We start from the raw sequence: 26187 nt of genomic DNA, 5'->3' as shown, positions 1-26187 counted from the left end.
CCCCGCCACCGCCGCGCCCCGCCCGCCCGCCCCGCCGTCCGACCGGGCGCTCGCCGCCGAACCGGCCCGCCAGGACCTCACCCGCGAGCAGTTCTACTTCGTGCTCCCCGACCGGTTCGCCAACGGCGACACCTCCAACGACCGGGGCGGCCTCACCGGCAGCCGTACCGCCACCGGCTTCGACCCCACCGACAAGGGCTTCTACCAGGGCGGCGACCTCAAGGGCCTCACCCAGCGCCTGGACTACATCAAGGGCCTCGGCACCACCGCCATCTGGATGGCGCCGATCTTCAAGAACCGGCCCGTGCAGGGCGAGGGCAAGGACGCCTCGGCCGGCTACCACGGCTACTGGATCACCGACTTCACCCAGGTCGACCCGCACTTCGGCACCAACGACGACCTCAGGAAGCTGATCGACGCCGCCCACGCCAAGGGCATGAAGGTCTTCTTCGACGTCATCACCAACCACACCGCCGACACCGTCGACTACGCCGAGAAGAAGTACGGCTACCGCCCCAAGGGCGCCTACCCGTACCTCGACGAGGACGGCCGCCCCTTCGACGACCGCACCGCGATCGGGAAGGTCGACGCGGACTCGTTCCCGTACACCCCCGTCGAGCGGAGCGGCGACAAGGTCCCGGCCTGGCTCAACGACCCCACGATGTACCACAACCGGGGCGACTCCACCTGGCAGGGCGAGTCCGCCGAGTACGGCGACTTCGTCGGCCTCGACGACCTGTGGACCGAGCGCCCCGAGGTCGTCGAGGGCATGAAGAGGATCTACGAGACCTGGGTCCGCGACTTCGACATCGACGGCTTCCGCATCGACACCGTCAAGCACGTGGACCTGGACTTCTGGACCCAGTGGGCCACCGCGCTCGACGCGTACGCGAAGAAGCAGGGCCGCGAGGACTTCTTCATGTTCGGCGAGGTGTACTCCGCCGACACCACCGTCACCGCCCCCTACGTCACCCGGGGCCGGCTCGACGCCACCCTCGACTTCCCCTTCCAGGACGCCGCCCGCGCCTTCGCCTCCCAGGGCGCCGGCGCCGACCGCCTCGCCAGGGTCTTCGCCGACGACTTCCGGTACACCACCGACAAGGCCAACGCCTACGAGCAGGTCACCTTCCTCGGCAACCACGACATGGGCCGCTTCGGGACCTTCCTCAAGCAGGACAACCCGGACGCGAGCGACGCCGAACTCGTCCGGCGCGCCCGGCTCGCCAACGAGCTGATGTTCCTCTCCCGCGGCAACCCGGTGGTCTACTCCGGCGACGAGCAGGGCTTCACCGGCGCCGGCGGCGACAAGGACGCCCGCCAGACCCTCTTCGGCTCCCAGGTCGCCGACTACCTCGACGACGACCAGCTCGGCACCGACCGCACGCACGCCTCCGACGCGTACGACACCGGCCACCCGGTCTACCGGTCGATCGCCGCCCTGTCGAAGCTCACCCGCGAGCACCCCGCCCTGCGCGACGGCGTCCAGCGGGAGCGCCACGCCGAGGGCTCCGTCTACGCCGCCACCCGCACCGACGCCCGGCAGCGCGTCGAGTACCTGGTCGCCGCCAACAGCGCCACCGAGCCGAAGACCGTCGAGGTCCCCGTCGACTCCGCCGCCTTCCACACCCTGTACGGGGGCCAGGGCGCCGTCACCGCGAAGGACGGCAAGGTCACCGTCACCGTCCCCGCCCTCTCCACCCTGGTCCTGCGGGCCGACGCGCCCCTCCCGCCCGCCGGCGCGAAGCCCACCGTCACCCTCAAGGCCCCCGCCGCCGGCTCCACCGGCACCGTCGAGCTCGGCGCCGAGGTCACCGGCGGCGCCCTGAACCGGGTCGTCTTCGCCGCCCAGGTCGGCAACGGGCGCTGGCAGACCCTCGGCACCGCCGACCACGCCCCCTACAAGGTCACCCAGCACGTCACCGCGCCCGCCGGCACCCCGCTCCGCTACAAGGCCGTCGTCGTCGACTCCGCCGGACGCACCGCGAGCGCCACCGCCGCCACCACCGCCGGCGCGCCCCCGGCCCCCGAGAAGCCGGTCGCCGTCGAGCGCCCGTACGCGATCGTCCACTACCGGCGCGAGGACGGGAACTACGACGGCTGGACCCTGAACGCCGCCGGACAGCGGGCCGCCTTCACCGGCCGCGACGCCTTCGGCGCCTTCGCCTGGGTCAAGCTCCCCGAGGGCGCCTCCTCCGTCGCGTACACCGTCGAGAAGGACGGCACCGCCGACGGCCCGCAGCGCACGGTCGACCTCGGCCGCACCGGCGAGGTCTGGGTCACCCAGGGCCAGGACGGCCAGTCCGACACCAACCCGGCACCGGCCACCCCGGACAAGACCAAGGCCGTCCTCCACTACCAGCGCGAGGACGGGAACTACGACGGCTGGGGCCTCCACCTGTGGACCGGCGCCGCCCAGCCCACCGACTGGTCCAAGCCCCTCCTGCCCACCCGGATCGACGCCTACGGCGCCGTCTACGAGGTCCCGCTCGCCGAGGGCGCCACCTCGCTCTCGTACATCCTCCACAAGGGCGACCAGAAGGACCTCCCCACCGACCAGTCCCTCGACCTCGCCGGCACCGGCCACGAGGTCTGGCTGCTCGCCGGACAGCCGAAGTACCTCCTGCCGACCTCCGGCGGCGCGCCCGCCCTCGACCTCGGCAAGGCCGAGGCGCAGTGGATCGACCGGAACACCGTCGTCTGGAAGGTGAAGGCGAACGACTCCACCAGCCAGCAGCTCGTCTACGCCCCCGAGGGCGGCATCACCGTCACCGACGGCGCCCTCAGCAGCGAGGGACAGTGGCTCCGGCTGACCGCGGGCAGCCTCACCGACGCGCAGAAGGCGAAGTTCCCGCACCTTCAGGACTACCCCGCCTTCACCGTCGACCCCCGCGACGCCGACCGCGTCCGCGCCTCCCTGCGCGGCCAGCTGATCGCCACCCAGCGCGCCGCCAACGGCGCCCTGCTCGCCGCCACCGGCGTCCAGACCGCCGGCGTCCTCGACGACCTGTACGCCGCGAAGGCCACCCGCGCCGACCTCGGCCCGGTCTTCCGGAACGGCCGCCCCACCCTCTCCCTCTGGGCCCCCACCGCCCAGTCCGTCGCCCTGGAGATCGACGGCCGGACCGTGCCCATGCGCCGCGACGACGCCTCCGGCGTCTGGCGGGCCACCGGCCCGAAGACCTGGAACGGCAAGCCGTACCGGTACGTCGTGAAGGTCTGGGCGCCCACCGTCCAGAAGCTCGTCGAGAACCGGGTCACCGACCCCTACTCGACCGCCCTCACCGCCGACTCCGCCCGCAGCCTCGTCGTCGACCTCACCGACCCGAAGCTCGCCCCCGCCGGCTGGAAGACCCTGAGGAAGCCGGCCGCCGTGCCGCTGCGGGACGCCCAGATCCAGGAACTCCACGTCCGCGACTTCTCCGTCGCCGACCCCACCGCGAGGGCCGACCACAAGGGCACCTTCCTCGCCTTCACCGACAAGGACAGCAAGGGCTCGAAGCACCTCAAGGCCCTCGCCGACTCCGGCACCTCCTACGTCCACCTCCTCCCGGCCTTCGACATCGGCACCATCCCCGAGAAGAAGTCCGACCAGACCGTCCCCGCCTGCGACCTGAAGGTCTACGCCCCCGACTCCGAGGAGCAGCAGGCGTGCGTCACCGCCGCCGCCGCGAAGGACGCCTACAACTGGGGCTACGACCCGCTGCACTACACCGTCCCCGAGGGCTCCTACTCCACCGACCCGAACGGCACCCGCCGCACGGTCGAGTTCCGGCAGATGGTCCAGGCCCTCAACGGGCAGGGTCTGCGCACGGTCATGGACGTCGTCTACAACCACACCGTCGCCGCCGGACAGTCCGACAAGTCCGTCCTCGACCGGATCGTCCCCGGCTACTACCAGCGCCTCCAGGCCGACGGATCCGTCGCCACCTCCACCTGCTGCGCCAACACCGCGCCCGAGAACGCCATGATGGGCAAGCTCGTCGTCGACTCGGTCGTCACCTGGGCGAAGCAGTACAAGGTCGACGGCTTCCGCTTCGACCTCATGGGCCACCACCCGAAGGAGAACATCCTCGCCGTCCGCAGGGCCCTCGACGCCCTGACCGTCGAGAAGGACGGCGTCGACGGCAAGGCGATCGTCCTCTACGGCGAGGGCTGGAACTTCGGCGAGATCGCCGACGACGCCCGCTTCGTCCAGGCCACCCAGAAGAACATGGCCGGCACCGGCGTCGCCACCTTCTCCGACCGGGCCCGGGACGCCGTCCGCGGCGGCGGCCCCTTCGACGAGGACCCCGGGATCCAGGGCTTCGCCTCCGGCCTCTACACCGACCCCAACACCTCCGCCGCCAACGGCACCCCCGAGCAGCAGAAGGCCCGCCTCCTGCACTACCAGGACCTCATCAAGGTCGGCCTCACCGGCAACCTCGCCGGCTACACCTTCACCGACACCTCGGGCCGCACGGTCAAGGGCTCCGAGGTCGACTACAACGGCGCCCCGGCCGGCTACGCCGCCGCCCCCGGCGACGCCCTCGCCTACGCCGACGCCCACGACAACGAGACCCTCTACGACGCCCTGGCGTTCAAGCTGCCCGCCGGCACCTCCGCCGCCGACCGGGCCCGCATGCAGGTCCTCGCGATGGCCACGGCCACCCTCTCCCAGGGCCCGGCGCTCTCCCAGGCCGGCTCCGACCTGCTCCGCTCCAAGTCCCTGGACCGCAACTCGTACGACAGCGGCGACTGGTTCAACGCGATCCACTGGGACTGCCGCGACGGCAACGGCTTCGGCATCGGCCTGCCGCCGGCCGCCGACAACAAGGCCAAGTGGGGTTACGGCAAGCCGCTCCTCGCCCTGCCGAACCTGACGCCCGGCTGCGCCGAGATCGACGGCGCCTCCGCCGCCTACCGGGACCTGCAGAGGATCCGCTCCACCGAACCGGCCTTCTCGCTCGCCACGGCCGGCCAGGTGCAGTCCGCCCTCTCCTTCCCGCTCTCCGGCACCGACGAGACCCCGGGCGTGATCACCATGCGCCTCGGCGACCTCGTGGTCGTGTTCAACGCGACCCCGCGGGAACAGGCCCAGCGGGTCGCCGACCTGGCCGGGAAGGGCTACGCCCTCCACCCCGTCCAGGCGAACGGCTCCGACACCGTCACCAAGTCCGCCTCCTACGCGGCCGGTTCGGGCACCTTCACGGTCCCGGCCCGCACGGTCGCGGTCTTCAAGGCCACCGGCTGACGGATCCCCCACCGGCCACGGGCCCCGGTCGCCACTTGTGCGGCCGGGGCCCGTGCCGTGAAGCTGTGGCCCGACATCCCGTACCACCAGGAGAGACCGTCATGCCGCAGATCACCGTCGACTACTCCGCGCCCCTGGACCGGCGCGGCTTCGCGCTCGCCCTCCACGCCCTGGTGGTCGAGACGGTCGACACCACCCCCGACGCCTGCAAGACCCGCTTCCGCGAGGTCGAGGAGACCGTCGTCGGCGACGGGGCCGGGGACGACGTCGTCGTGCACGTGGAGATCGCGCTGCTGTCCGGCCGCGCCGACGCGGTCAAGGCCCGGCTCGCCGAGGCCGTCCTCGACCTGCTGCCCCGCCACCTCAAGGCGGTGGACGGCGCCCACCTCTCGGTCGAGGTGCGCGACCTGGAGAGCTCCTACCGCACGCGCTGATCCGGCACGGCCGGGGCCGGCGCCAGTTCGAGCAGCCGGCCCACCAGCTCCGCGAACGGCCCGTCCGCCGGCTCCTCCGCCAGGATCGCCGACAGCACCTTCGCCGCCTGCTCGTCGTAGACCGCGCTCACCGCCGTCAGCGCCGCGAAGTCGTGCACCAGCTTCTGCTCCAGCTCCGCGCGCGGCACCCGCCGCCCGTCCAGCCACAGCAGCGCCGTCGACTCGGCGAGCGACACCCAGGACCGCACCACCAGTTCGAGCCGCGGCGACGGCTCCGCCACCCCGAGGTGGGCGACGATCTGCTCGTACGCGGCCTGCCGCACCTCGTCGATCATCGCGTTGGTCGTCGACGAACCCACCGCGGGACCGCCCCGCATCAGCGCCGCGAAGCCCGGCCCGTGGTCGTCGACGAAGTCGAAGAACCGGCCCATCACCCGCAGCAGCCGCGCCCCCAGCGGGCCCTGCGGCGGCTCCAGGAAACGGGCCGCGAGCTCGTCGGCCGCGCGCCGCAGCGCCGCCTCGTACAGGCTCTGCTTGCCGGGGAAGTAGTGGTAGACCAGCGGCCGGGAGATGCCCGCGGCGGCGGCGATCTCGTCGATGGACACCTCGTCGGGGGAGCGGCTGCTGAAGAGTTCGAGGGCCACCCCGATCAGCTGCTGCTTGCGCTCCTCGACGCCCATCCTGCGCCGCACACCGGTCGTCATACGAACAGCCTATCGGGGTCCGTTACGCTCCTCGTTCATGAGCGCTTCCGACCAGTCCACCCCGGCCGCCGAGAGCCCCGTGACCGACGAGCCCGACGAACTCGACGAGGCGGTGGACGACGAGGCCGAGGACGACGCCGAGGACGAGGCCGAGGATGCGGCGGACGCCGTCGACGGCATGACGCCCAAGCAGGCGAGGCGGCTGCGCGTGGCGGCCGCCTCGGTGCTGCTCGTGGTGATGGGCGTGGTCCTGGTGGTCCGCCTCGCCAGCCGGACGTCCGTGCTGGTCGTGGGCGTCTACGGGCTCGCGATGATCCTCTGCGGCATCGTCATCGAGCTCTCCCGCAACGGCCGCACCCGGCTGGGCACCTGGCTCCTGGTGAGCGGTCTCGCGGCCGCCCTCGCCTTCGACTGGCTGATCCTGCCCTGACGGTCGCGGCGGTCACGGCTCAGAGGTCCAGGACGAGCCTCCTCCCGGCGCAGCGCGAGACGCAGATCAGCATCGAGTCCGCCCGCTCCGCGTCGGTCAGGAGTTCGTCCCGGTGGTCGACCTCCCCGTCCAGGACGGTCTGCCGGCAGGTGCCGCAGAAGCCCTGCGTGCAGGAGTACATGAGGCCCGGCACCTCCTCCCGTACCGCCGCGAGCACCGACTGGTCGGCGGCGACGGCCACCGTCCGCCCGGAGCGCCGGAGTTCGACCTCGAAGGGGGTGCCGTCGGCGGGGGCGAGCGCCGAGAAGCGCTCCAGGCGCGGGGCCCGGCCCTCCGGCATCGCGGCGGTGACGGCGTCCATCAGCCCGTCCGGCCCGCAGCAGTAGACCTGCGCCTCGGCCGGCACCTGCGCCAGGAAGGACAGGTCCGGACGGCCGTCCTCGTCCTCCGCGACGACGGTCACCCGGTCCCCGCCGAGCCGCAGCAGGTCGGACAGGTACGGCATCGAGGCGCGGGACCGTCCGCAGTAGACCAGCCGCCAGTCCGCGCCCGCCGCCTCGGCGGCCCGCACCATCGGCAGGACCGGGGTGATCCCGATGCCGCCGGCGACGAAGACGTACGCGGGGGAGGAGACCAGCGGGAAGCGGTTGCGCGGGCCCCGGACCTCGATCTCGACGCCCTCGTGGAGCTGTTCGTGCACCTCGCGGGAGCCGCCCCGGCCGCCCTGCTCCTCCTCGATGAGCCGGGTCGCGATCCGGTAGACGTCCGGCTGCGCCGGGTCGCCGCAGAGCGAGTACTGCCGGACCTGCCCCGAGGGGAGGACGAGGTCGAGGTGGGCGCCCGGCTCCCAGGACGGCAGCCGCTCGCCCTCCAGGCGCAGTTCGACGACGCCCTCGGCGGGGACGGCCCGGCCGGTGACGAGCACCCGGCGCGGGACGGTCGCCCCGCGTCCGTACCCGGAGACGGGCGTCTCCAGCGACGGCAACGGCCAGAGCGGGGCGCTCGTCATGCGGGAGCGGACCGCCCGGCGGACGAGGAGCACGGCGCCGGCGGCCAGCGCGACGGTGGTGAACCGGGGCATCAGCGGCCTCCGTTGGCGCCGGGGGAGGAGGCGAGGTAGGCCACGGCCTGCGCGGTGTCGCCCTCCTGGGAGGGGTGGTAGGAGCGGCTCAGATAGCGGGGTATCGAGCGCAGCATCGCCGGCGTGGACGGCAGCACGCCCTCGCGGCCCCTGCGGTAGAAGTCCGCCCAGGACGCCTTGGGGTCGAGCAGGCTGGGGTCGTTCTCCAGGAAGAAGCGGACCCCGCGCTGCCAGAGGAAGACCAGCGCGGAGAAGGCGAGCGCCCAGGTGCGGGCGCGCCGCCGGTAGCCGCCGTCGAGGTGCATGAACAGCTCGAAGGCCACGGCCCGGTGCTCGACCTCCTCGGCGCCGTGCCAGCGCAGCAGGTCCATCATCATCGGGTCGGCGCCGCGCCGGTCCAGCTCCTCGGCGTTGAGCACCCAGTCGCCGAGGAAGGCGGTGTAGTGCTCGATCGCGGCGATCAGCGCGACCCGCTCCATCAGCCACCAGCGCCGGGCCCGGCCCGGCGGCAGCGTCCGGTCGCCGAGCAGCTTCTCGAAGAACCAGTCGACCTGCGCGGTGTACGGGGTCGGGTCGAGCCCCTGCTTCCGCAGGTGCGGCAGGACGTCGTCGTGCGCCTGCGAGTGCACGGCCTCCTGGCCGATGAAGCCGATGACGTCCTCGCGCAGCCGGTCGTCGGTGACGTACGGCAGCGCCTGCTGGTAGACGTGCACGAACCACCGCTCACCGGCCGGGAGCAGCAGGTGCAGCACGTTGATCGTGTGCGTGGTGAAGGGGTCGCCGGGGACCCAGTGGAGCGGGGTCTCCTGCCAGTCGAAGGCGACCTTGCGGGCCTTGAGCTCGACGTGTTCGGACGCCACCGGTGCAGGCTGCGTATTAGACATGCCGTCAATGTACTGAGGAGTAAGCACGCGCGACAGAGCCGTGCACGGGCTTTTTCGGCCCGCCACCCGCCGCTCAGGCGCGGCGGCGACCCCTCACCGCAGCGCCGGCATCCGGCGCCCGTCCTCCAGCGTCGCGGACAGGTCCGCGCGGGCGCCCGCCGCCGCCTTCGCCGCCAGGACCGGGCCCTCGGCGCGGGCCGTGACCCCGCCCCTCACCTCGACCGAGGCCACGTCCGGGCCGCCCGCCGCCAGCACGTACCAGCCGCCGCCCGGCGCCTGCCACAGCGCCCCGGCCAGCACCCGCGGCTCCCGCGCCCCGCACGCCGGGGCGTCCTGCGCGCGGGAGGCGAGCGCCGCCGGCGCCTTCCGGTCCGGCGGCAGGAACTGCGCGAGGACCCGGCTGCCGGTGCCCCGCCAGGTCTCCGCCCGGGTGCACACCCAGGTCGCCCGCCCCGCGCCCTCCGGCAGGGTCTGCCGTGCGAACCGCCACGCCTGCACCGACCGCACGCCCTGCCCGACCACCGTCGTCAGCTGGCACGCCGTCCGCGCCCAGGCCGCCCGCGCATCCCGGCCGGTGGCGTCCACGGGCGCGTCGGGAGCGCCCCACAGCAGCCGGGCGGGCAGCAGCTCGCCGAGGTCGCCGAGGAGCCGTCCGCCGGAATCGTCCGTCAGCTCCAGGGTGTTCCACCGCGCGCACTCCTTCGCGAGCGCGGGGCTGGGCACGGCGTCGGTCACCCCGCGCGCGTCCCGGCCGAGCCGCCACGGCTCCTTGCCGGGCATCAGCAGGTCCCGCACGGACGCGCCGGTCACCCAGGGCGCGGTCAGATAGCGCACGTTCCCGGCCGCCCGCGTCACCACGACGGCGGTCGCGCCGGGGCCCTCCGCGGCGTCGGCCCGCGCGAAGTCGAGCCCGGCGCCCGCGCCGCCCTCGACCGGCTCGGCGTACCGCACGATCCGCAGCCCGTCGTGGAACAGCACCACCCGGGCCGCGTCCACCCGCCCCGCGAAGAGGAGCTGCGGCGGCCCCATCGGCGGCCCGACCGGAGTCCCCGGCGTCGCCGACGACTCCACCGCCCCGCCGGGCCGCGCCCACACCGCGAGCGCGCGCCGCAACAGGTCCGCGTCCCCGGCGAGTTCGCCGCGCGCGGGCCACACCGAGAAGTCCCGGCGTACGGCCCCGGGCCAGACGGCCGGCGAGACCCGCTTGACCTTCGCCGGATCGAGCGCGGCCTCGGCGGCGGGGTTACGGGCGTAACTGGGCGCAGCAGCACCGTTTCTGCCCCACCCGTCGCCGGGCAGCCCGAGCAGCGCCCCGCACACCAGCAGCGCGACCGCCCCCACGAGCGCGGCCCGCCCGTGCTGCCGCCGCCGCAGCAGATCCCCGGGCCGCGCCTGCAGGGTGCAGGGGTCGAACTCCGCCGACTCCAGCAGCGAGGCCCCACTGAGCCGAGGCCCGGCAGAGCCACCGCTGCCGCCGCTCGCGCTGCGGCCGGGCCCGGCCTGCTCGGCGACCCGCTCGGGCCGCTCGCCGGGGCGGGCCCCCGGCTCGCCCCCAGGCTCGCCCACCGGCTCGCTCCCCGGCTCCTCCTCCAGGGCGGCCAGCTCGGCGAGGGCCGACTCCGGGTCCTCGGCCCCCACCGAGGCGAGGACCCGGAGGACCTCGGCGTCCCCCTGGCGCTCCAGACCGCGCAGCACGTACGCGGCGCGGGCGGGCGCGGAGAGCCGGGACAGCAGCTGGTCCAGGGCCAGTTCGTCGGCCCCGCCGGCCCGCGGGAACAGCCGCAGCCCCCACACCTGCGGCAGCAGCGGCGGCAACTGGGCCCGGCGCGGCAGGGCCGCCCGCCGCAACGGCAGCCCGGCCACCAGCGCCTGCCGCAGCACCTCGCCGCGCACATACGCGTACCCGGGATCCACCGCGTCCTCCGGCCGCCGGGCCCCGGGCACGGCCGGCCCCGGAACCCGCCGCCGAGGCAGCGCCCGCTGGACCAGCGCGTGCGCGGTCAGCACCCGCCGGTTACGCCCCAGCGTCGGCGGCAGGACCAGATAGGCGATGCGTACGAGACGCGGATAGCGCTCGACGAGGGCGGCCTCGGCCTGCTCGACGTCGACGGGCCCCACGGGTGACGGAACGAGATCCTGGGTGCTCACGTTCAGCAGAACGAGCGATTCTTCCGATGGTCACCCCGGCGGTCCCGTCCCAGCGGCGGGACCTCACGCCGCGTACACCGTCAGGCGTTCCCGGAGCAGCGCGGTGAGCTCGTCGGGGACGCCCAGGCCGTCGCGTACGTAGGCGTCCAGGGAGCCGTGGTGGGTCGCCACCTCCTCGAACGCCGCGTCCAGGTACTCGGGCCGGACCCCGATCATCGCGAGGACCAGCTCGGGGTCGCCGCCCTGGGTGACGAAGCCCTCGATCAGCGGGGCGAACGCCTGCCGCACCGCCGGGTTGACCGCCAGGTACTCCTCCCGGACGGTCGCCTCGTCCGCGCCGAGCAGACCGAGCACCACCGTCGCCGCCCAGCCCGTGCGGTCCTTGCCCGCCGTGCAGTGGAAGAGCAGCGGGCCCGCGCCGGGCGTGGCGAGCTCGGTGAGCAGGGTCCGGTAGGAGGCGCGGGCCGAGTCGCTGGTCACGAAGGCGCGGTAGGTGCCCCGCATCGCCGAGACGATCCGCCCGCCGCCGAGGTGCCGCTCCGCGAGCGCCGGATCGCCGAGCAGGGTCTTGAGCCGGGCGGCCGGCGGCAGCCCGCTCGCCGCCAGCTGGTCCGCGAGCACGTCGGCGACGACCGCCCGCGCCCCGTCCGGCAGCCGGTCCGGCCGGTCGGCCCGCTCGGCCTCGGTCCGCAGGTCGACGACGGTACGGATCTTGAGCTCGGTCACGGCATCCTCGTCCGGCTCCAGCCGGTCGAGCTGCGCCGACCGCAGCACGAGCCCGGACCGTACGGAACGTCCGTCGCCCAGCGGGAGACCGCCGAGGTCCCGCAGATTGGCGACCGAGGTGGCGGGTATCGCGGCCATGGGGTCGGGCTCCTCCCGTCGCGCGGCTCTCCTCCGACCGTAAGCGGCCCGGCCCGACTCGGCACCACCAGCCCGTCCGCCCCGGCCGGCGGCGCCGAAAGAAGTCCGGTCCGTACCATCGGCAGGCGGTCTGCCCGGCCCCGAGGGCGGGTGACACCATGTCCCCGATGACGCACACCCGGTCGCCGCTGCGCGCCCTGAGAGCCGCCCTGTTCGCGGTCGTGTGCGTCGTACTGGCAGCGGTGGGGCATTCGTCCCTGTCTGCGCACTCCCTCGACCCGCTCACCCTCCTCACCGCCCTGGCCGCGACGGCCGCCGTCGCCTGGTGCGCGGCCGGCCGCCGCCGCGGCCCCGTCGCCTGCGCGGCCGCCACCCTCGCCGCCCAGGGCGCCCTGCACGCCGCCTTCTCCCTGACCGGCGCCCACGCCCCGGCCACCACCCCCGCGGCGCACACGGGTCACGCGGCCCACCTGGCACACCAGACCCCCAGCGCCGCCGCCCCCGACGGCCTCGCCGCCCTCGCCGACGGCGGCCCCGGCATGCTCGCCGTCCACCTCCTCGCCGCGCTGGTCTGCGGGCTGTGGCTGGCCCGCGGCGAGGCCGCGTTCTTCGCGCTCGCGGAGGCGGCGCTCACCCCGCTCCGGCACCTCCTCGCCGTCCCGCTCGGCCCCTCCGCCGTCCCCGCCGACCCGCGCCGCCCGGTCCGGCGGCCCCGCCGGAACGCCCGGCGCCCGCACGTCGTCGTCCTCGCGCACGTCCTCTCCCGGCGCGGCCCGCCCCGGCCGTCCGTCCCCCGCGCCATGGTCCTCGGTCCGCTCGTCTGAACGCCGGGGGCCGCTTCCCCCTGCCCGACGGCAGACCCCTCACGAGACTCCGAGGACAGTCATGACCATCGACGATCCCGCACGCCCCGACAGCACCGAGGCACCCCCGCACACCCCCACGTCCCCCTCGGCCACCGCCCCGCGCCGCCCCGGCGCCTGGCGCGCCCTGCGCCCGCTCCTCCTCCGCCTCCACTTCACCGCCGGCCTCCTCACCGCCCCCTTCCTCCTCGTCGCCGCGCTCAGCGGACTGCTCTACGCGCTGTCCTTCCAGGCCGAGAAGGTGGTGTACGCGCACGAGCTGGAGGTCCCGGTCGGGGACGCCGTCCTCCCGCTGGAGCGCCAGGTCGGCATCGCCCGCGAGGCGAACCCGGACGGCACCGTCACCGCCGTCTGGCCCGCCGCCGAACCGGGCGCGACCACCCGCGTCCTGATGGCCGACCCCGACGCGCCCGAGGGCACCTCGCTCGCCGTCTTCGTCGACCCGTACACCGGCGACGTGCGCGGACAGCTCCCCAGCTACGGCAGCAGCGGCGCCCTGCCGCTGCGCACCTGGATCGACGGGCTCCACCGCGACCTGCACCTCGGCGAACCCGGCCGGATCTACAGCGAACTGGCCGCGAGCTGGCTGTGGGTGCTGGTCCTCGGCGGTCTGGTCCTCTGGTTCGCCCGGCGCCGCACGAAGCGGCGAGCGCTCCTGCTGCCCGAGGGCGGCCCGAAGTCCCGCCGCCGCACCCTCTCCTGGCACGGCTCGGTCGGTCTCTGGGCGGCGCTCGGCCTGCTGCTGCTCTCCGCGACCGGACTGACCTGGTCGCGGTACGCCGGAGAGAACATCGGCACCCTGCAGGACGCCCTGGGCGGCGCGACCCCGACCCTCTCGGCCGGCGCCGCCCCCGGCGCGGGCTCCGAGCACGCGGGCCACGGCCCCGGCCACCAGCCGGGGGCCGACGCCGCCCCGGCGACCGCCGACATCGGTGTCGACCGGGCGGTGGCGGCCGCCCGCGCCGCCGGTCTCGACAGCGCCTCGATAGCCGTCACGCTGCCCGCCGAGGGCAGCGGCTACGTCGTGAAGGAGACCGACAAGCAGTTCCCGGTCGAGCTGGACTCGGTCGCCCTGGACCCGGCCGACGGCACCGTCCTCGACCGGCTCCGCTTCTCCGACTACCCGCTCCTCGCCCAGCTGACCCGGATCGGCATCGACGCCCACACCGGTGTCTTCCTGGGCCTGTTCAACCAGCTGGCGCTCGCCGCCCTCGCCCTCGCGCTGGCCCTGATGATCCTCTGGGGCTACCGCATGTGGTGGCTGCGCCGCCCGCGCCGGCCGGTGGGCCGGGGCGCCTGGCGGAAGGTGCCGGTGACCCTGCTGCTGCCGCTCGCGGCGGCGACCGCCCTCGTCGGCTGGTTCGTCCCGCTGCTCGGCCTCAGCCTGCTGGCGCTGCTCGCCGCCGAACTCGTCCTCGCCCTGGCGGCCAGGGCGAGGACGAAGCGGGAGACCCCGGCCCCCTAGGGCAGGTACTTGTAGCCGACCCGCCGCACGGTCTGGATCGTGCGGCGGTGCTCGGCGCCCAGCTTCCGCCGCAGCCGCGCCACATGGACGTCGACGGTGCGGCCGTCGCCCACGTGCCCGTACCCCCACACCGTCTGCACCAGCTGGTCGCGGGTGTGCACCCGGTGCGGGTGGGCGACGAGATGGGCGAGCAGCTCGAACTCCAGATACGTCAGGTCGAGCGCCCGCCCGTCGACGGTGGCGATCCGCCGCTCGCCGTCGATGGAGACCGGCCCCTCGGCGACGGCCCCGGGTTCGGGATCGGGCTGCCGGTCGGCCGGCAGCAGCACCAGGTAGCCGACCATCGGCGGCCGGCCCGGCAGCACGGGCAGGGTGTGCGGCGGCGCCGGCAGCAGCGTGGCGCCCGGCGGCAGGAAGCCCGCGACCCGGGCCATCCCGGCGGCCTCGTCGGGCGCGACGGCGCGCAGACGGGGACGGGAGGCGGCAAGCGGGGCGGCGGCGGTCTGGGTGTGCACCATGGGAGTCTCGGCTCTCTCGCGCGAAGAAACGGACGGACAGGCGTCGTACGTCACTGCGCGTCGGCCGAAGGCCGGACCGGACACGTCTCCGGTCGGGGCTTTAGAGGGCCGACGCGTTCCTCACGCGCCGACAGCACCGGTCGAAGTCGTGGTGCTGCCGGGAAGGCCAGAACGGCTCGAGGTCGAGAAGACCCCGCGCGCTGTGGTTCTGGATGGCGGCCATATCCCTATTAAACCAGCAGGGAACGGTGGAGCGAAGAGGCGTCCACGGAGCGGATGACGCCGTCCGCCCGGGCACGCGAACGTGCCCGCCGGGCGAACCGGCGGGCACGTTCGGGGAACTGGCGGCGGATCAGACCTGGCCGGCCTTGGCGAGCGCCTCGCAGCAGGTGTCCACCAGGAGGCGGGTCACCACGTACGGGTCGACGTTCGCGTTCGGGCGGCGGTCCTCGATGTAGCCCTTCTGGTCCTGCTCGACCTGCCACGGGATGCGGACCGAGGCGCCGCGGTCGGAGACGCCGTAGGAGTACTTGTCCCACGGGGCGGTCTCGTGCAGACCGGTCAGGCGGTCGTCGATGCCGGCGCCGTAGTTCTTGACGTGGTCGAGCGGCTTCGAGCCCTCGCCCAGCGACTCGCAGGCGGTGATGATCGCGTCGTAGCCCTCGCGCATCGCCTTCGTGGAGAAGTTGGTGTGCGCGCCGGCGCCGTTCCAGTCGCCCTTCACCGGCTTCGGGTCGAGCGTCGCGGAGACGTTGAAGTCCTCGGCCGTGCGGTAGAGCAGCCAGCGGGCGACCCACAGCTGGTCGGAGACCTCCAGCGGAGCCAGCGGGCCGACCTGGAACTCCCACTGGCCGGGCATGACCTCGGCGTTGATGCCGGAGATGCCCAGACCCGCCTTGAGGCAGTTCTCCAGGTGCGCCTCGACGATCGGACGGCCGTGGATCTCGTCCACGCCGACGCCGCAGTAGTAGCCGCCCTGCGGGGCCGGGAAGCCGTTGACCGGGAAGCCGAGCGGGCGGGTGCCCTCGAAGAAGGTGTACTCCTGCTCGATGCCGAAGATCGGCTCCTGGGAGGCGTACTTCGCGGCGACCTCGGCCAGCGCGGCACGGGTGTTGGAGGAGTGCGGCGTCATGTCCGTGTTGAGGACCTCGCACAGCACCAGGATGTCGTTGCCGCCGCGGATCGGGTCCGGGCAGGAGAAGACCGGCTTGAGCACGCGGTCCGAGGCGTGGCCCTCGGCCTGGTTGGTGCTGGAACCGTCGAAGCCCCAGATCGGCAGCTCCGCCAGCGGCAGACCCTCGCCCGCGATGATCTTCGTCTTGGAGCGAAGCTTCGCGGTCGGCTCGGTGCCGTCGATCCAGATGTACTCAGCCTTGAAGGTCACGGGGTCATCCTTAGGGCGTGGCGTGCTGCTGCGGGGGTCCGCGGCGGCTCGCGGCGCTGCGAGAAGCTGCGGTGGCGGCGCCGAACGCCCGGCCGGGGACCCGGCCTGCCGTCTGGTGCGCCTTTCGTGTGACCGCAGCTTCGCAACACGGGATTTCCCTTCGGTTGCCCGTTTGTGAACCCCGTGTTACTCAGCCTTCCTGCGCATTCCGGGCCGCCTGTGCGAGCCCGTGCGCGTCGAGCAGCGCGCCGAAGCCGGCCGACCGGATCCGCCGGACCAGCTCGTCCCGCGCGATCCCCAGGGCCTCCGCCGTCCGCCCCGGGTGCCAGTCGCAGGACGCCAGCCGGCGCAGCAGGTAACCCCGCCTGACCTGCGCCTCCGAGAGCCGGAAGGTCTTCAGATAGGCCGTCCGCCCCCGGTGGTCGGTGATCAGCTCGCCGATGTGCTGCTCCCGCCCGTCCCGCGCGAACGGCGGCAGGAACCGGTACAGCGCGAACGACCCCATCCGGTACACCCGGTCGAAGGCGTACGGCGTCTCCAGGAGGTCCCGCGCCATCAGCCCGTCGTGCGCGACCGCCCAGCGCCGCTCCTGCTCCCGGGCCGCCGCCCGCAGGTCCGCCAGGTCCCGGATGCCGCCTGCGCCGTCCCGGATCCGGGCGGTGAACTCGGGCACCGGGCCCCCGTAGTACGCGTACTGGTGCACCAGCTCGCCGTACAGGTCCTCCACCAGCGTCGGGTGCAGCAGCCGGTAGTCCTCCGGGTGCGGGACGACGAACGCCGCGGCCAGCGCGTCCGCCGTGTACACGAGCACCCCGCACTGCCCCGGGTGCAGCTCGAACACCCGCAGCGCCTCCGCGAGCCCCGGCACCTCCCACCCGGCGTACGCCGCCTCCGCGCGCGGCGAGAGACCCCGCCGCAGCGCGGCCCGCGACCACTCCTCCCACAGCACCGTCGGCCCGCCGAAGTGCAGTGACAGGTACCCCTCCAGGGCGAGGTGGAGCGGCAGGAACCGCAGCCGCCGCTCGCCGCGCACCCGCCGGGCGAGCCGACGGTGCGGGGCCCGCACGGGCACGGTGGCCGGCGGCCCGTCCCCGAGCCGCGTCCCGTACGCCGCCTCCTCGCGTCCCGCCCCCGACCAGTCCGCGACGAAGCCGTGCGGCACGTACGACGTGTAGACCGTGCCGTCGCCGACGTCCACGCGTCCGTCCGCCGCGTCGTACACCTCCCGGCCCAGCCGCAGCCCCGCCACCGGCTCGGCCCGCACCAGCGGCACCAGCCGCACCCCGCCCCACACCTGCGCGGGCCGGGTGTCGAGCCCGGTCAGATCGATCCGCGTCACGCCGTCCGCCCCTTCCCGTGCGCCGCGAGGAAGTCCGCCACCCGCCGGTCCAGATAGGCGCGCAGCTCGGTCAGCCCGGTCCGCCCCTCCGCGAACCCGGCGATCTCCACCAGCGCCGGCAGGTCCTCCGCGTCCCGGATCCCGACCGCGGGCACCGACGGACCCAGCCGGCGCACGTCGAACACCCCCGCGTCGTATACGGGGTTCACATGGACCGCCGCCGTCCGCCGCCCCGGATCGAGCCGCGACCGCCAGACCCGCAGCACCTCGCCCGCGAGACCCGGCGGCGCGTTGTCCCAGCCGTCCGAGACGATCACCAGCCGGTCCGGCCCGCCGTCGAGCGCGTCCAGGATCCGCAGGCCGAGCGGGGTGGGCCCGTACGGCCGGACGAGCAGCGGATCCGTACCCCCCGACGTCCACAGACCGGTGTACGCCCCCGGCGCCGCCAGCGCCTCCAGGAGGAAGTGGCAGCCGAGCGCCACGGCCAGCGGCCTGCGCCGCTTCACCGCCGAACCCGACGAGGAGAAGCTGTCGTCGAGCACGGCCGCGACCCGCCCCCAGCCGCCCGCGTACGGCCCCGCCGCCCGCCGAGCCGCCGCCCGCAGCGCCCCGATCAGCTCGTCCCGCCGGGCCGCCCGCTCCGCGAACGGCAGCGCCAGCACGTGGAGCGCCAGCCGGGTCAGCGGCATCACGGTCAGATCCGCGGAGGCCCCGGCGGCCCGGTCGGTCCGCAGCCGCTCCAGCCGTGTCATCCGCGGCGCGATCCGCTCCAGGAACACCTCCCGGTCCACCCCGTGGCGCACCGCGAAGCCCTCCGCGACCGTGAACGGCAGCTCGTACAGCGCGTCCTCGGCGTGGTGCGCCCGCCGGTACGCCTCCAGGGTCCGGTTCCCGTACCGCGCCCGGCGCCCCGGCGCGAAGAGGAAGTCGCCGGTCTCGGCGTCGGCGGCCGGCACGTGCGCGTGCCTGAGGGCGGCCTTCACCCCGGGCCGGTACTTCACCGCGTCGAGCGCCGGATCCGGGCGCGCGGCCAGCCACTCCCGCACGATCGCGCGCGTGCGCCGGTTGTTCACCCCGGCCTCCCGCAGCGTCCGGAACAGCCGGTAGACCCGCTGCGGCGCCATCCGCGCCAGCCGGGCCGCGACCAGCCGCCCCTCCCCGTCCCCGGCCTCGCCGGGCGTCCGCAGCAGCTGCTCGACGACGAGGGCGGCGTTGTGGTCGTTGATGTCGAGCGCCAGACAGGAGGCGTACAGCGGGCGGTAGTTGACCCGCACGTACTCGTGGAGGAAGGCCAGCGACAGCCGCTGCTCGGCGGCGGACGACCGGAACTCCCGCTGTCCGGTCGCGGTCACGGCCGCGTTGACGAACAGCAGCACGTCCTCCGCGGCGACGAGCTCGGACACGGCGACCCCCTGTCTTCCGCGTGTCGGGGTGCCGGCCGGGGAGAGGGAGCACGAACAGCGAAGACGTTGCTTGACATGGCAGGTTCCGGAAGTCGTACCGAAGTCCCGCGGCCGGCACGGACGCACGCTAACCGGGCCCGGGGGAACGGCGCCAGCCGATATCGGGTGGGAGCGGGTCGCCCCCGCCGGGCAGACTGGGCCCATGGCGACCCTCTCCGCACACCAGCGCCCCCGCATCGGACTCGTCGGCACCGGCCCCTGGGCCGCCCGCACCCACGCGCCGGCGCTCGCCGCGCACGACGGGATCGAGTTCGCCGGGGTGTGGGGCCGGCGCCCGGAGGCGGCCGCCGAGCTCGCCGCGGCCTCCGGCACGCGCGCGTACGAGGACCTGGACGTCCTCCTCGCCGAGTGCGACGCCGTCGCGGTGGCGCTCCCGCCGGACGTCCAGGCCACCGTCGCCGCCCGCGCGGCCCGGGCCGGCTGCCACCTGCTCCTCGACAAGCCGCTGGCGACCACGGTCGCCGCGGCCCGCGAGGTCGCGGAGGCGGCCGACAAGGCGGGCGTGGCCTCGGTCGTCTTCTGCACCCTCCGCTTCGCCCCGGAGACCGCCCGCTGGATCGAGGAACAGCGCACGGCGGGCGGCTGGTACCTCGCCGAGGCCCGCTGGCTCGGCTCGCTCTACGCCCCCGGCTCCGAGAGCCCGTACGCCGCGTCCCCGTGGCGCCGCGACAAGGGCGGCCTCTGGGACGTCGGCCCGCACGTCCTCTCCGTCCTCCTCCCGGTCCTCGGCGACGTGACGTCCCTGACCGCGGCGAGGGGCCCGGAGGACACCCACCACCTGGTCCTCCGCCACACCTCGGGCGCGAGCAGCACCGCGACCCTGACCCTGAGCGCCCCGCCGGCGGCGGCGGGCGCGTCGATCACCCTGCACGGCGCGGCGGGCCGCGCGGACCTCCCGGGCTGGAACGGCGCGGTGGAGGCGTACGGCCACGCCGTCGACGCCCTCCTGACGGCGGCCCGCACCGGCACCCCCCACCCCTGCGACGCCCGCTTCGCCCTCCGCCTGACCGAACTCCTCACCGAGGCGGAAGCCCGTGCGGCGGCCTCCTGACCGGGCCGGCTAGCCGCGCCCGAGCGCGTCCCGTACGGCCTCCTCCGAGCGGGCGACGACGGCCGTGCCGTCGTCGGCGGTGATGATCGGCCGCTGGATGAGCTTCGGGTGCGCCGACAGTGCCTCGATCCACCGCTCCCGGTCCGCCGGCTCCCGCCCCCACTCCTTCAGGCCGAGCTCCTTGGCGACGGCCTCCCCGGTCCGCGTGATGTCCCACGGCTCCAGCCCCAGCCGGCCGAGCACGGCCCGGATCTCCTCGGCGGAGGGCACGTCCTCCAGGTACTTCCGGACGGTGTACTCGGCGCCCTCCGCGTCGAGCAGGGTGAGGGCGCCGCGGCACTTGGAACAGGCGGGATTGATCCAGATCTCCATCCCCCCAAGCTACCGCCAAACCCCGTCCGACCAGGCCCGATTGTCAGTGGCGGCACTTAAAATAGAGGCAGAAGGCAGGGGCCCCGGGGAGGGCCTCCGCCACCGTTCGCCAGGAGGTAGCCCATGGCAACAGCCGTGATCCGCAGGCCGTCCATCGAACCCTTCACGCCGCTCCTGAAGAAGCCCCTCCCGGCCGGCCGCCCGCGCGAGTGGTACATCACCCACAACCGCCGCCTGAAGGCGATGCGCCTCGCGATCGCCCTGCTCGACGCCGGCGTCTACATCCCGTCCAAGGCGACCAACGCCACCATCCGCACCACGGCCCACCGCATAGGCATCCACCCGCCCTCGGACACCACCTGCCGCCTGGTCCGCACCTTCATCCGCCAGAACCACTGACGCGGACGCCACACGGCGAGGGCCGCCGTCCCCGGGGATTCCGGGGGCGGCGGCCCTCAGCGGTGCGTCTGGTGCGCCTCGCGGCCTAGAGGTCGTAGTAGAGCTCGAACTCGTGCGGGTGCGGGCGGAGCTGGATCGGCGCGATCTCGTGGGTGCGCTTGTAGTCGATCCAGGTCTCGATCAGGTCGGAGGTGAAGACGCCGCCGGCCTGGAGGTACTCGTTGTCCTCCTCCAGGGCCTTGAGCACGGCCTCCAGGTTGGTCGGGACCTGCGGGACGCTCGCGTGCTCCTCGGGGGCGAGCTCGTACAGGTCCTTGTCGATCGGCTCCATGGGCTCGATCTTGTTCTTGACGCCGTCGAGGCCCGCGAGGAGGAGGGCGGAGAAGGCGAGGTACGGGTTCGAGGACGGGTCCGGCGCGCGGAACTCGACGCGCTTGGCCTTCGGGTTCGAGCCCGTGATCGGGATGCGCATGGCGGCGGAGCGGTTGCGCTGCGAGTAGACCAGGTTGACCGGCGCCTCGAAGCCCGGGACCAGGCGGTGGTAGGAGTTCACCGTCGGGTTGGTGAAGGCGAGCAGCGACGGGGCGTGCTTGAGGATGCCGCCGATGTAGTAGCGCGCGGTGTCCGACAGGCCCGCGTAGCCGGCCTCGTCGTAGAACAGCGGGTCGCCGTTGGACCACAGCGACTGGTGGACGTGCATGCCCGAGCCGTTGTCGCCGAAGATCGGCTTCGGCATGAAGGTCGCGGACTTGCCGTTCCGCCAGGCGACGTTCTTGATGATGTACTTGAACAGCATCAGGTCGTCGGCCGCGGCGAGCAGCGTGTTGAACTTGTAGTTGATCTCGGCCTGGCCGGCGGTGCCCACCTCGTGGTGCTGGCGCTCGACCTGCAGGCCGACCTTCTCCAGCTCCAGGGACATCTCGGCGCGCAGGTCGGCGAAGTGGTCGACCGGCGGGGCCGGGAAGTAGCCGCCCTTGTAGCGGACCTTGTAACCGCGGTTGTTCTCCTCCGCACCGGTGTTCCAGGCGCCGGCCTCGGAGTCGATGTGGTAGAAGCCCTGGTTCGCGGAGGTCTCGAAGCGGACCGAGTCGAAGACGTAGAACTCGGCCTCGGGGCCGAAGTACGCGGTGTCGGCGATGCCGGTGGAGGCCAGGTACGCCTCCGCCTTCTTCGCGATGTTCCGCGGGTCACGGCTGTACTGCTCGCCCGTGATCGGGTCGTGGATGAAGAAGTTGATGTTGAGCGTCTTGTCGCGGCGGAACGGGTCCAGGCGGGCCGTCGAGAGGTCCGCGCGCAGCGCCATGTCGGACTCGTGGATGGCCTGGAAGCCGCGGATCGAGGAGCCGTCGAAGGCCAGCTCCTCGGACGGGTCGAAGGCCGTCGCCGGGATCGAGAAGTGCTGCATCACGCCGGGAAGGTCGCAGAAGCGGACGTCGACCATCTTGACGTCCTCGTCCTTGATGAACTTCGCGACCTCTTCGGCGTTCTGGAACCCGTGCTTGGACATCCAACTCCTCCTACTCCCGGCCCGGGGAGGGGCGGGGTTGCAGCTCGGTGATGCACCAGTGCGGTGGCGCACGCTCGGACCCGACCCTAGGCAGTCGGGATTTCTCAAGCATGACCCATTTGTTTCGTGGAAGTTAACCGGAGCGGGTGGCGTCCCTCCGTGTCGCGCCCCATCCGCACCCGGACGGAAGTGATCGAAAACGGGCGCAGTACGGTGGTCGGGTGGACAACAGGCAAGCACTCGGATCGTGGCTCTCCGGCCCCCGTGCCGCGGCGGAGCAAGCAGGCGTGGACTTCGGCTACCGGGGGCAGCAGCTGGGCCTCCCCGAGGAGGGACCCGGCTCCATCGCCCGTCCCGGGGCCAGGCTGGGCGCGCTCGCCGTGGACTGGGGCCTGTGCCTGCTGATCGCATACGGTCTCATCACCGACGGCTATGGACAGGCGACCAGCAACTGGGCCCTGCTCATCCTCTTCGCCCTGAACGCCCTCACCGTCGGCACGGTCGGCGCCACCCCCGGCAAGCTCCTCTTCCGGCTGCGGGTCGTCTCGGTCCACGGCGGCCGGCTCTCGCTGCCCCGTGCCGTGCTCCGCGCGGCCCTCACCTGCCTGGCGATCCCCGCCCTCGTCTGGGACCGGGACGGCCGCGGCCTCCACGACCGCTTCTCCGGCGCCGTCCAGGTGCGGGTCTGACGCTCGGCAAAAGGCGGTGCCCCGGACCTGCGAGAGGTCCGGGGCACCGCCTTTTCCGGTCTCGGTGCGCGTCGGCGCGTCAGCGCATCTTTCCGCCGCGCGGCATCTTCATGCCCTTGGGCATGGGGCCCTTCGGCAGCGGCATGTTGCTCATGAGGTCGCCCATCGCCCGCAGCCGGTCGTTGGCGGCCGTCACCTGGGGACCGCTGAGCAGCCGGGGCAGCTTCAGCATCTTGGTGCGGACCTTCTTGAGCGGGACCTGGCCCTGCTCCTCGTCGTTGCCGACGACGATGTCCGTCACCGGCACGTCGACCAGGATGCGGGCCATCTTCTTCTTCTCGGCCGCGAGGAGGGGCTTCAGCCGGTTCGGGTTGCCCTCGCCGACCAGGACGATGCCCTGGCGGCCGACCGCCCGGTGCACCACGTCCTGGCTGCGGTTCATCGCGACCGCGGGGGTCACGGTCCAGCCGCGCCCGATGTTCTGCAGCACCGCCGCGGCGGCGCCCGGCTGTCCCTCCATCTGCCCGAAGGCCGCCCGCTCGGCGCGCCGCCCGAAGACGATCGCCATCGCCAGCAGCGCCAGGACGAAGCCCAGGATGCCCAGGTAGACCGGGTGTCCGATCAGGAAGCCGATACCGAGGAGGACACCGAGTACGACGATGCCCACGCCGGCCACGACGAGCCCGACCTTGGGGTCGGCCTTCCGGGTCATCTTGTACGTGAGGGCGATCTGCTTCAGTCGCCCGGGGTTCGCGGCGTCAGCGCCGCCCGTGTTTGCCTTCCTCGCCATGCCTTGAAGTCTACGTGGCCCGCGACGTCCGGCCAGACGCGGCCTCCAGGACGTGCTGGGCCTCGATGCGGTCCTTGGCGCGGCGGCGGTCCTCCAGGACGGAGGTCCAGGCGTTGCGCCGGGCGGTGCGCTGTCCGGCGCCCAGGAGCAGCGACTCGACGGCGCGCAGGGCGCCGGTGACGGACGGGAGGGCACTGACGCGGACGTGCGTCGACGCGGCCGGCATGAGGGGTCCTCTCTCGGGGGCGGGTGAGACGAGGTGGGGGAGCGAGCTGATGGTGGCGGTGCGTGGAACCATGCTCACAGAACGGTGTTACCAGGGCATGACCCGACGGTCAAACCCTGATGAAACGCTGTCGCGAGCCGCCCGGACGGCGGAGCGGCCCGTACCGCCCCGCTGAACTGCGGGGCCGTACGGGCCGCTCTCCCCGGCCGGCTACCGGCGGGTAATCACGTGTGCGGCGACTCACACCGCCTGCACGGCCTCCACGTTCGCGCCCCGCTTCTCGATCGCCTGCTGGTACAGGCGCCCGGCCCGGTACGAGGAACGGACCAGCGGGCCCGACATCACGCCGGAGAAGCCGATCTGGTCGGCCTCCTCCTTGAGCTCCACGAACTCCTGCGGCTTCACCCAGCGCTCGACGGGGTGGTGCCGGACGGAGGGGCGCAGGTACTGGGTGATGGTGATGAGCTCGCAGCCGGCGTCGTGCAGCTGCCGCAGCGCCTCGCTGACCTCCTCGCGGGTCTCGCCCATGCCGAGGATGAGGTTGGACTTCGTGACCAGACCGTAGTCACGGGCCTGGGTGATGACGTCCAGCGAGCGCTCGTAGCGGAAGCCGGGGCGGATCCGCTTGAAGATCCGCGGGACCGTCTCCACGTTGTGCGCGAAGACCTCGGGGCGGGAGTCGAAGACCTCCTTGAGGAGCTCCGGCACCGCGTTGAAGTCGGGGGCGAGCAGCTCGACCTTGGTGCGGCCGGCGGCGCGCTCCGCGGTCTGCTGGTGGATCTGGCGCACGGTCTCGGCGTACAGCCAGGCGCCGCCGTCCTCCAGGTCGTCGCGGGCGACGCCGGTGATGGTGGCGTAGTTCAGGTCCATCGTGACGACGGACTCGCCCACGCGGCGCGGCTCGTCGCGGTCGAGCGCCTCCGGCTTGCCGGTGTCGATCTGGCAGAAGTCGCAGCGCCGGGTGCACTGGTCACCGCCGATGAGGAAGGTCGCCTCGCGGTCCTCCCAGCACTCGAAGATGTTGGGACAGCCCGCCTCCTGGCAGACCGTGTGCAGGCCCTCGCTCTTCACGAGGCTCTGCATCTTCGTGTACTCCGGACCCATCTTCGCGCGGGTCTTGATCCACTCGGGCTTGCGCTCGATGGGGGTCTGGGCGTTCCGGACCTCCAGGCGCAGCATCTTGCGTCCGTCGGGGGCGACTGCGGACACATCGGCTCCTGTAGCTTCGATTCTTCGGCGCACACCAGGGTACGCCCGTTGCTTCCATGCCTTGCTACGTCTGGCCAACCCGTGGCCAGAGCCCGGCATTCCTCAGGCGGACGCCGTCTCCACCGGCCGCTCGATCTCCCGCGGCCTGAGCTCCGCGTTCTCCAGGACGTCCCGCAGGTGCCGCTCCACCACCGGGAGGACCTCCTCGATGGTGAGGTCGCGGCCCAGCTCGTTGGCGAGCGAGGTGACGCCCGCGTCGCGGATGCCGCACGGGATGATCCGGTCGAACCAGGCGTTGTCCGGGTTCACGTTGAGCGCGAAGCCGTGCATGGTGACGCCCTTGGCGACCCGGATGCCGATGGCGGCGAGCTTCCGGTCCTCGCGGCGCTGGCCGGCGTTGGACGGGGCGTACTCGGGGCCGTTCAGGCGCGGGTCGAACTCCTCGTCCGTCAGCCGCGGGTCGAAGTCCAGCGAGAGCCCGCCGAGCGAGGGCCGCTGCTCCACCGGGTCGCCGAGGACCCAGACGCCGCTGCGGCCCTCGACCCGGGTGGTGGCCACGCCGAACTCGGCGGCGGTGCGGATCAGGGCCTCCTCCAGGCGGCGCACATGGGCGACGACGTCCACCGGGCGGGGCAGCTTGAGGATCGGGTAGCCGACGAGCTGGCCGGGGCCGTGCCAGGTGATCTTGCCGCCGCGGTCCACGTCGACGACCGGGGTCCCGTCGAGCGGGCGCTCGCTCTCCGCCGTGCGGCGGCCGGCCGTGTAGACCGGCGGGTGCTCCAGGAGCAGACAGGTGTCGCCGGTCTCGTCGGCGAACCGCGCGGCGTGCACCTCGCGCTGCTTGTCCCAGGCCACCTGGTACTCGACGGCGTCCTCGCCGAAGCCCAGGCGGACGAATTGCAGCTCACTCACGGCCATGCCTCCTCCTGGTGCCCGCGGCCGGGTTCCGGGGATCGTCCCGGGGCGGGAGCCGGCCCGGCACCCTGCGTCTTACGCGCCCCTGCCACTGTACGGCGACCCCGCGCGAACGTTCGGGGCAGGTGGAGGCGTATCCGGGGAGGGGGGCGGGTCAGCGGCGGATGGCAACGGGGGTTCCGGTTCCTCACACGATCGGATGAATGTGGGGCGAAGCTGGCG

23 protein-coding genes are annotated in these 26187 nt (G+C 73.5%); 8 read left to right on the top strand and 15 right to left on the bottom strand.

The window, feature by feature from the left end:
• Positions 1–5230 (top strand): pullulanase-type alpha-1,6-glucosidase (gene pulA, locus IF73_RS0132450; RefSeq protein WP_031014096.1); only part of this gene is annotated, 5230 nt, incomplete at its 5' end.
• Between the two features lie 101 nt (positions 5231–5331).
• Positions 5332–5664, top strand: a complete 333-nt coding sequence (locus IF73_RS0132445; RefSeq protein WP_031014095.1) for a 5-carboxymethyl-2-hydroxymuconate Delta-isomerase — start codon at positions 5332–5334, stop codon at positions 5662–5664.
• On the opposite strand, the gene IF73_RS0132440 is transcribed toward IF73_RS0132445, so the two are convergent.
• Positions 5649–6368 carry a TetR/AcrR family transcriptional regulator gene (locus IF73_RS0132440; protein WP_031014092.1) on the bottom strand — a complete coding sequence of 240 codons (720 nt, stop codon included), beginning with the start codon at positions 6366–6368 and terminating at the stop codon, positions 5649–5651. The genes IF73_RS0132445 and IF73_RS0132440 overlap by 16 nt on opposite strands.
• A gap of 37 nt (positions 6369–6405) precedes the next feature.
• Here IF73_RS0132440 and IF73_RS0132435 point away from each other — a divergent pair, with 37 nt between their 5' ends.
• A complete protein-coding gene (locus IF73_RS0132435; RefSeq protein WP_031014091.1) occupies positions 6406–6798 on the top strand; it encodes a hypothetical protein in 393 nt (130 codons plus the stop codon).
• Positions 6799–6817: 19 nt separating this feature from the next.
• Here the strand turns inward: IF73_RS0132435 and IF73_RS0132430 are convergent, their stop codons facing one another.
• From IF73_RS0132430 to IF73_RS0132415, 4 genes are all read right to left on the bottom strand, one after another.
• Positions 6818–7879 (bottom strand): PDR/VanB family oxidoreductase, encoded by a 1062-nt coding sequence (locus IF73_RS0132430; protein WP_031014090.1) that lies wholly within the window; start codon positions 7877–7879, stop codon positions 6818–6820.
• Positions 7879–8763, bottom strand: a complete 885-nt coding sequence (locus IF73_RS0132425; RefSeq protein ID WP_031014089.1) for a metal-dependent hydrolase — start codon at positions 8761–8763, stop codon at positions 7879–7881. Before IF73_RS0132425 ends, IF73_RS0132430 begins: the two co-directional genes overlap by 1 nt.
• Positions 8764–8856: 93 nt before the next feature.
• Positions 8857–10911: a hypothetical protein gene (locus tag IF73_RS0132420; protein WP_037881212.1), complete on the bottom strand. Its 2055-nt coding sequence runs from the start codon at positions 10909–10911 to the stop codon at positions 8857–8859.
• 63 nt (positions 10912–10974) lie between these two features.
• Positions 10975–11775 carry a tyrosine-protein phosphatase gene (locus tag IF73_RS0132415; protein ID WP_031014087.1) on the bottom strand — a complete coding sequence of 267 codons (801 nt, stop codon included), beginning with the start codon at positions 11773–11775 and terminating at the stop codon, positions 10975–10977.
• A 167-nt stretch (positions 11776–11942) separates the two neighbouring features.
• On the opposite strand from IF73_RS0132415, the gene IF73_RS0132410 reads away from it, so the two are divergent.
• Together IF73_RS0132410 and IF73_RS0132405 are read left to right on the top strand one after the other, a co-directional pair.
• Positions 11943–12599 carry a hypothetical protein gene (locus tag IF73_RS0132410; RefSeq protein ID WP_031014085.1) on the top strand — a complete coding sequence of 219 codons (657 nt, stop codon included), beginning with the start codon at positions 11943–11945 and terminating at the stop codon, positions 12597–12599.
• Positions 12600–12660: 61 nt separating this feature from the next.
• Positions 12661–14103, top strand: coding sequence for a PepSY-associated TM helix domain-containing protein (locus IF73_RS0132405; protein ID WP_031014084.1), 1443 nt, complete (start codon positions 12661–12663; stop codon positions 14101–14103).
• Here IF73_RS0132405 and IF73_RS0132400 read toward each other — a convergent pair.
• The 4 genes from IF73_RS0132400 to IF73_RS0132380 form a co-directional block, all read right to left on the bottom strand.
• On the bottom strand, positions 14100–14621 hold the full coding sequence (locus IF73_RS0132400; protein ID WP_031014083.1) for a winged helix-turn-helix domain-containing protein: 522 nt from the start codon (positions 14619–14621) through the stop codon (positions 14100–14102). The genes IF73_RS0132405 and IF73_RS0132400 overlap by 4 nt on opposite strands.
• 352 nt (positions 14622–14973) lie before the next feature.
• Positions 14974–16005, bottom strand: a complete 1032-nt coding sequence (glnII, locus tag IF73_RS0132390; protein WP_031014082.1) for a glutamine synthetase — start codon at positions 16003–16005, stop codon at positions 14974–14976.
• A 190-nt stretch (positions 16006–16195) separates the two neighbouring features.
• Positions 16196–17344 (bottom strand): ARPP-2 domain-containing protein, encoded by a 1149-nt coding sequence (locus IF73_RS0132385; protein WP_031014081.1) that lies wholly within the window; start codon positions 17342–17344, stop codon positions 16196–16198.
• On the bottom strand, positions 17341–18747 hold the full coding sequence (locus IF73_RS0132380; protein ID WP_031014080.1) for a hypothetical protein: 1407 nt from the start codon (positions 18745–18747) through the stop codon (positions 17341–17343). The genes IF73_RS0132385 and IF73_RS0132380 overlap by 4 nt, the downstream gene beginning before the upstream one ends.
• 202 nt (positions 18748–18949) lie before the next feature.
• On the opposite strand from IF73_RS0132380, the gene IF73_RS0132375 reads away from it, so the two are divergent.
• Positions 18950–19858 (top strand): Gfo/Idh/MocA family protein, encoded by a 909-nt coding sequence (locus tag IF73_RS0132375; RefSeq protein WP_031014079.1) that lies wholly within the window; start codon positions 18950–18952, stop codon positions 19856–19858.
• A 9-nt stretch (positions 19859–19867) separates the two neighbouring features.
• Here IF73_RS0132375 and IF73_RS0132370 read toward each other — a convergent pair whose 3' ends face one another.
• On the bottom strand, positions 19868–20230 hold the full coding sequence (locus IF73_RS0132370; protein WP_031014078.1) for an arsenate reductase family protein: 363 nt from the start codon (positions 20228–20230) through the stop codon (positions 19868–19870).
• Positions 20231–20353: 123 nt separating this feature from the next.
• Here IF73_RS0132370 and IF73_RS0132365 point away from each other — a divergent pair, with 123 nt between their 5' ends.
• Positions 20354–20629, top strand: a complete 276-nt coding sequence (locus tag IF73_RS0132365) for a hypothetical protein (protein ID WP_031014077.1) — start codon at positions 20354–20356, stop codon at positions 20627–20629.
• Between the two features lie 85 nt (positions 20630–20714).
• On the opposite strand, the gene glnA is transcribed toward IF73_RS0132365, so the two are convergent.
• On the bottom strand, positions 20715–22136 hold the full coding sequence (glnA, locus tag IF73_RS0132360) for a type I glutamate--ammonia ligase (RefSeq protein ID WP_031014076.1): 1422 nt from the start codon (positions 22134–22136) through the stop codon (positions 20715–20717).
• Positions 22137–22357: 221 nt separating this feature from the next.
• Here glnA and IF73_RS0132355 point away from each other — a divergent pair, with 221 nt between their 5' ends.
• On the top strand, positions 22358–22825 hold the full coding sequence (locus IF73_RS0132355) for an RDD family protein (protein WP_031014075.1): 468 nt from the start codon (positions 22358–22360) through the stop codon (positions 22823–22825).
• A 79-nt stretch (positions 22826–22904) separates the two neighbouring features.
• Here the strand turns inward: IF73_RS0132355 and IF73_RS0132350 are convergent, their stop codons facing one another.
• From IF73_RS0132350 to lipB, 4 genes are all read right to left on the bottom strand, one after another.
• A complete protein-coding gene (locus IF73_RS0132350) occupies positions 22905–23615 on the bottom strand; it encodes a DUF4191 domain-containing protein (RefSeq protein ID WP_030496770.1) in 711 nt (236 codons plus the stop codon).
• A 10-nt stretch (positions 23616–23625) separates the two neighbouring features.
• Positions 23626–23841 (bottom strand): hypothetical protein, encoded by a 216-nt coding sequence (locus tag IF73_RS0132345; protein ID WP_031014074.1) that lies wholly within the window; start codon positions 23839–23841, stop codon positions 23626–23628.
• A 240-nt stretch (positions 23842–24081) separates the two neighbouring features.
• Positions 24082–25050: a lipoyl synthase gene (lipA, locus tag IF73_RS0132340; RefSeq protein WP_031014073.1), complete on the bottom strand. Its 969-nt coding sequence runs from the start codon at positions 25048–25050 to the stop codon at positions 24082–24084.
• Positions 25051–25152: 102 nt separating this feature from the next.
• Positions 25153–25962, bottom strand: coding sequence for a lipoyl(octanoyl) transferase LipB (gene lipB / locus IF73_RS0132335; protein WP_031014072.1), 810 nt, complete (start codon positions 25960–25962; stop codon positions 25153–25155).
• Between the last annotated feature and the right edge of the window lie 225 nt (positions 25963–26187).

The organism is Streptomyces sp. NRRL F-5727 (genome assembly GCF_000719555.1).
Lineage (GTDB): Bacteria > Actinomycetota > Actinomycetes > Streptomycetales > Streptomycetaceae > Streptomyces.
This window is presented reverse-complemented; position numbering and strand designations above follow the sequence as displayed.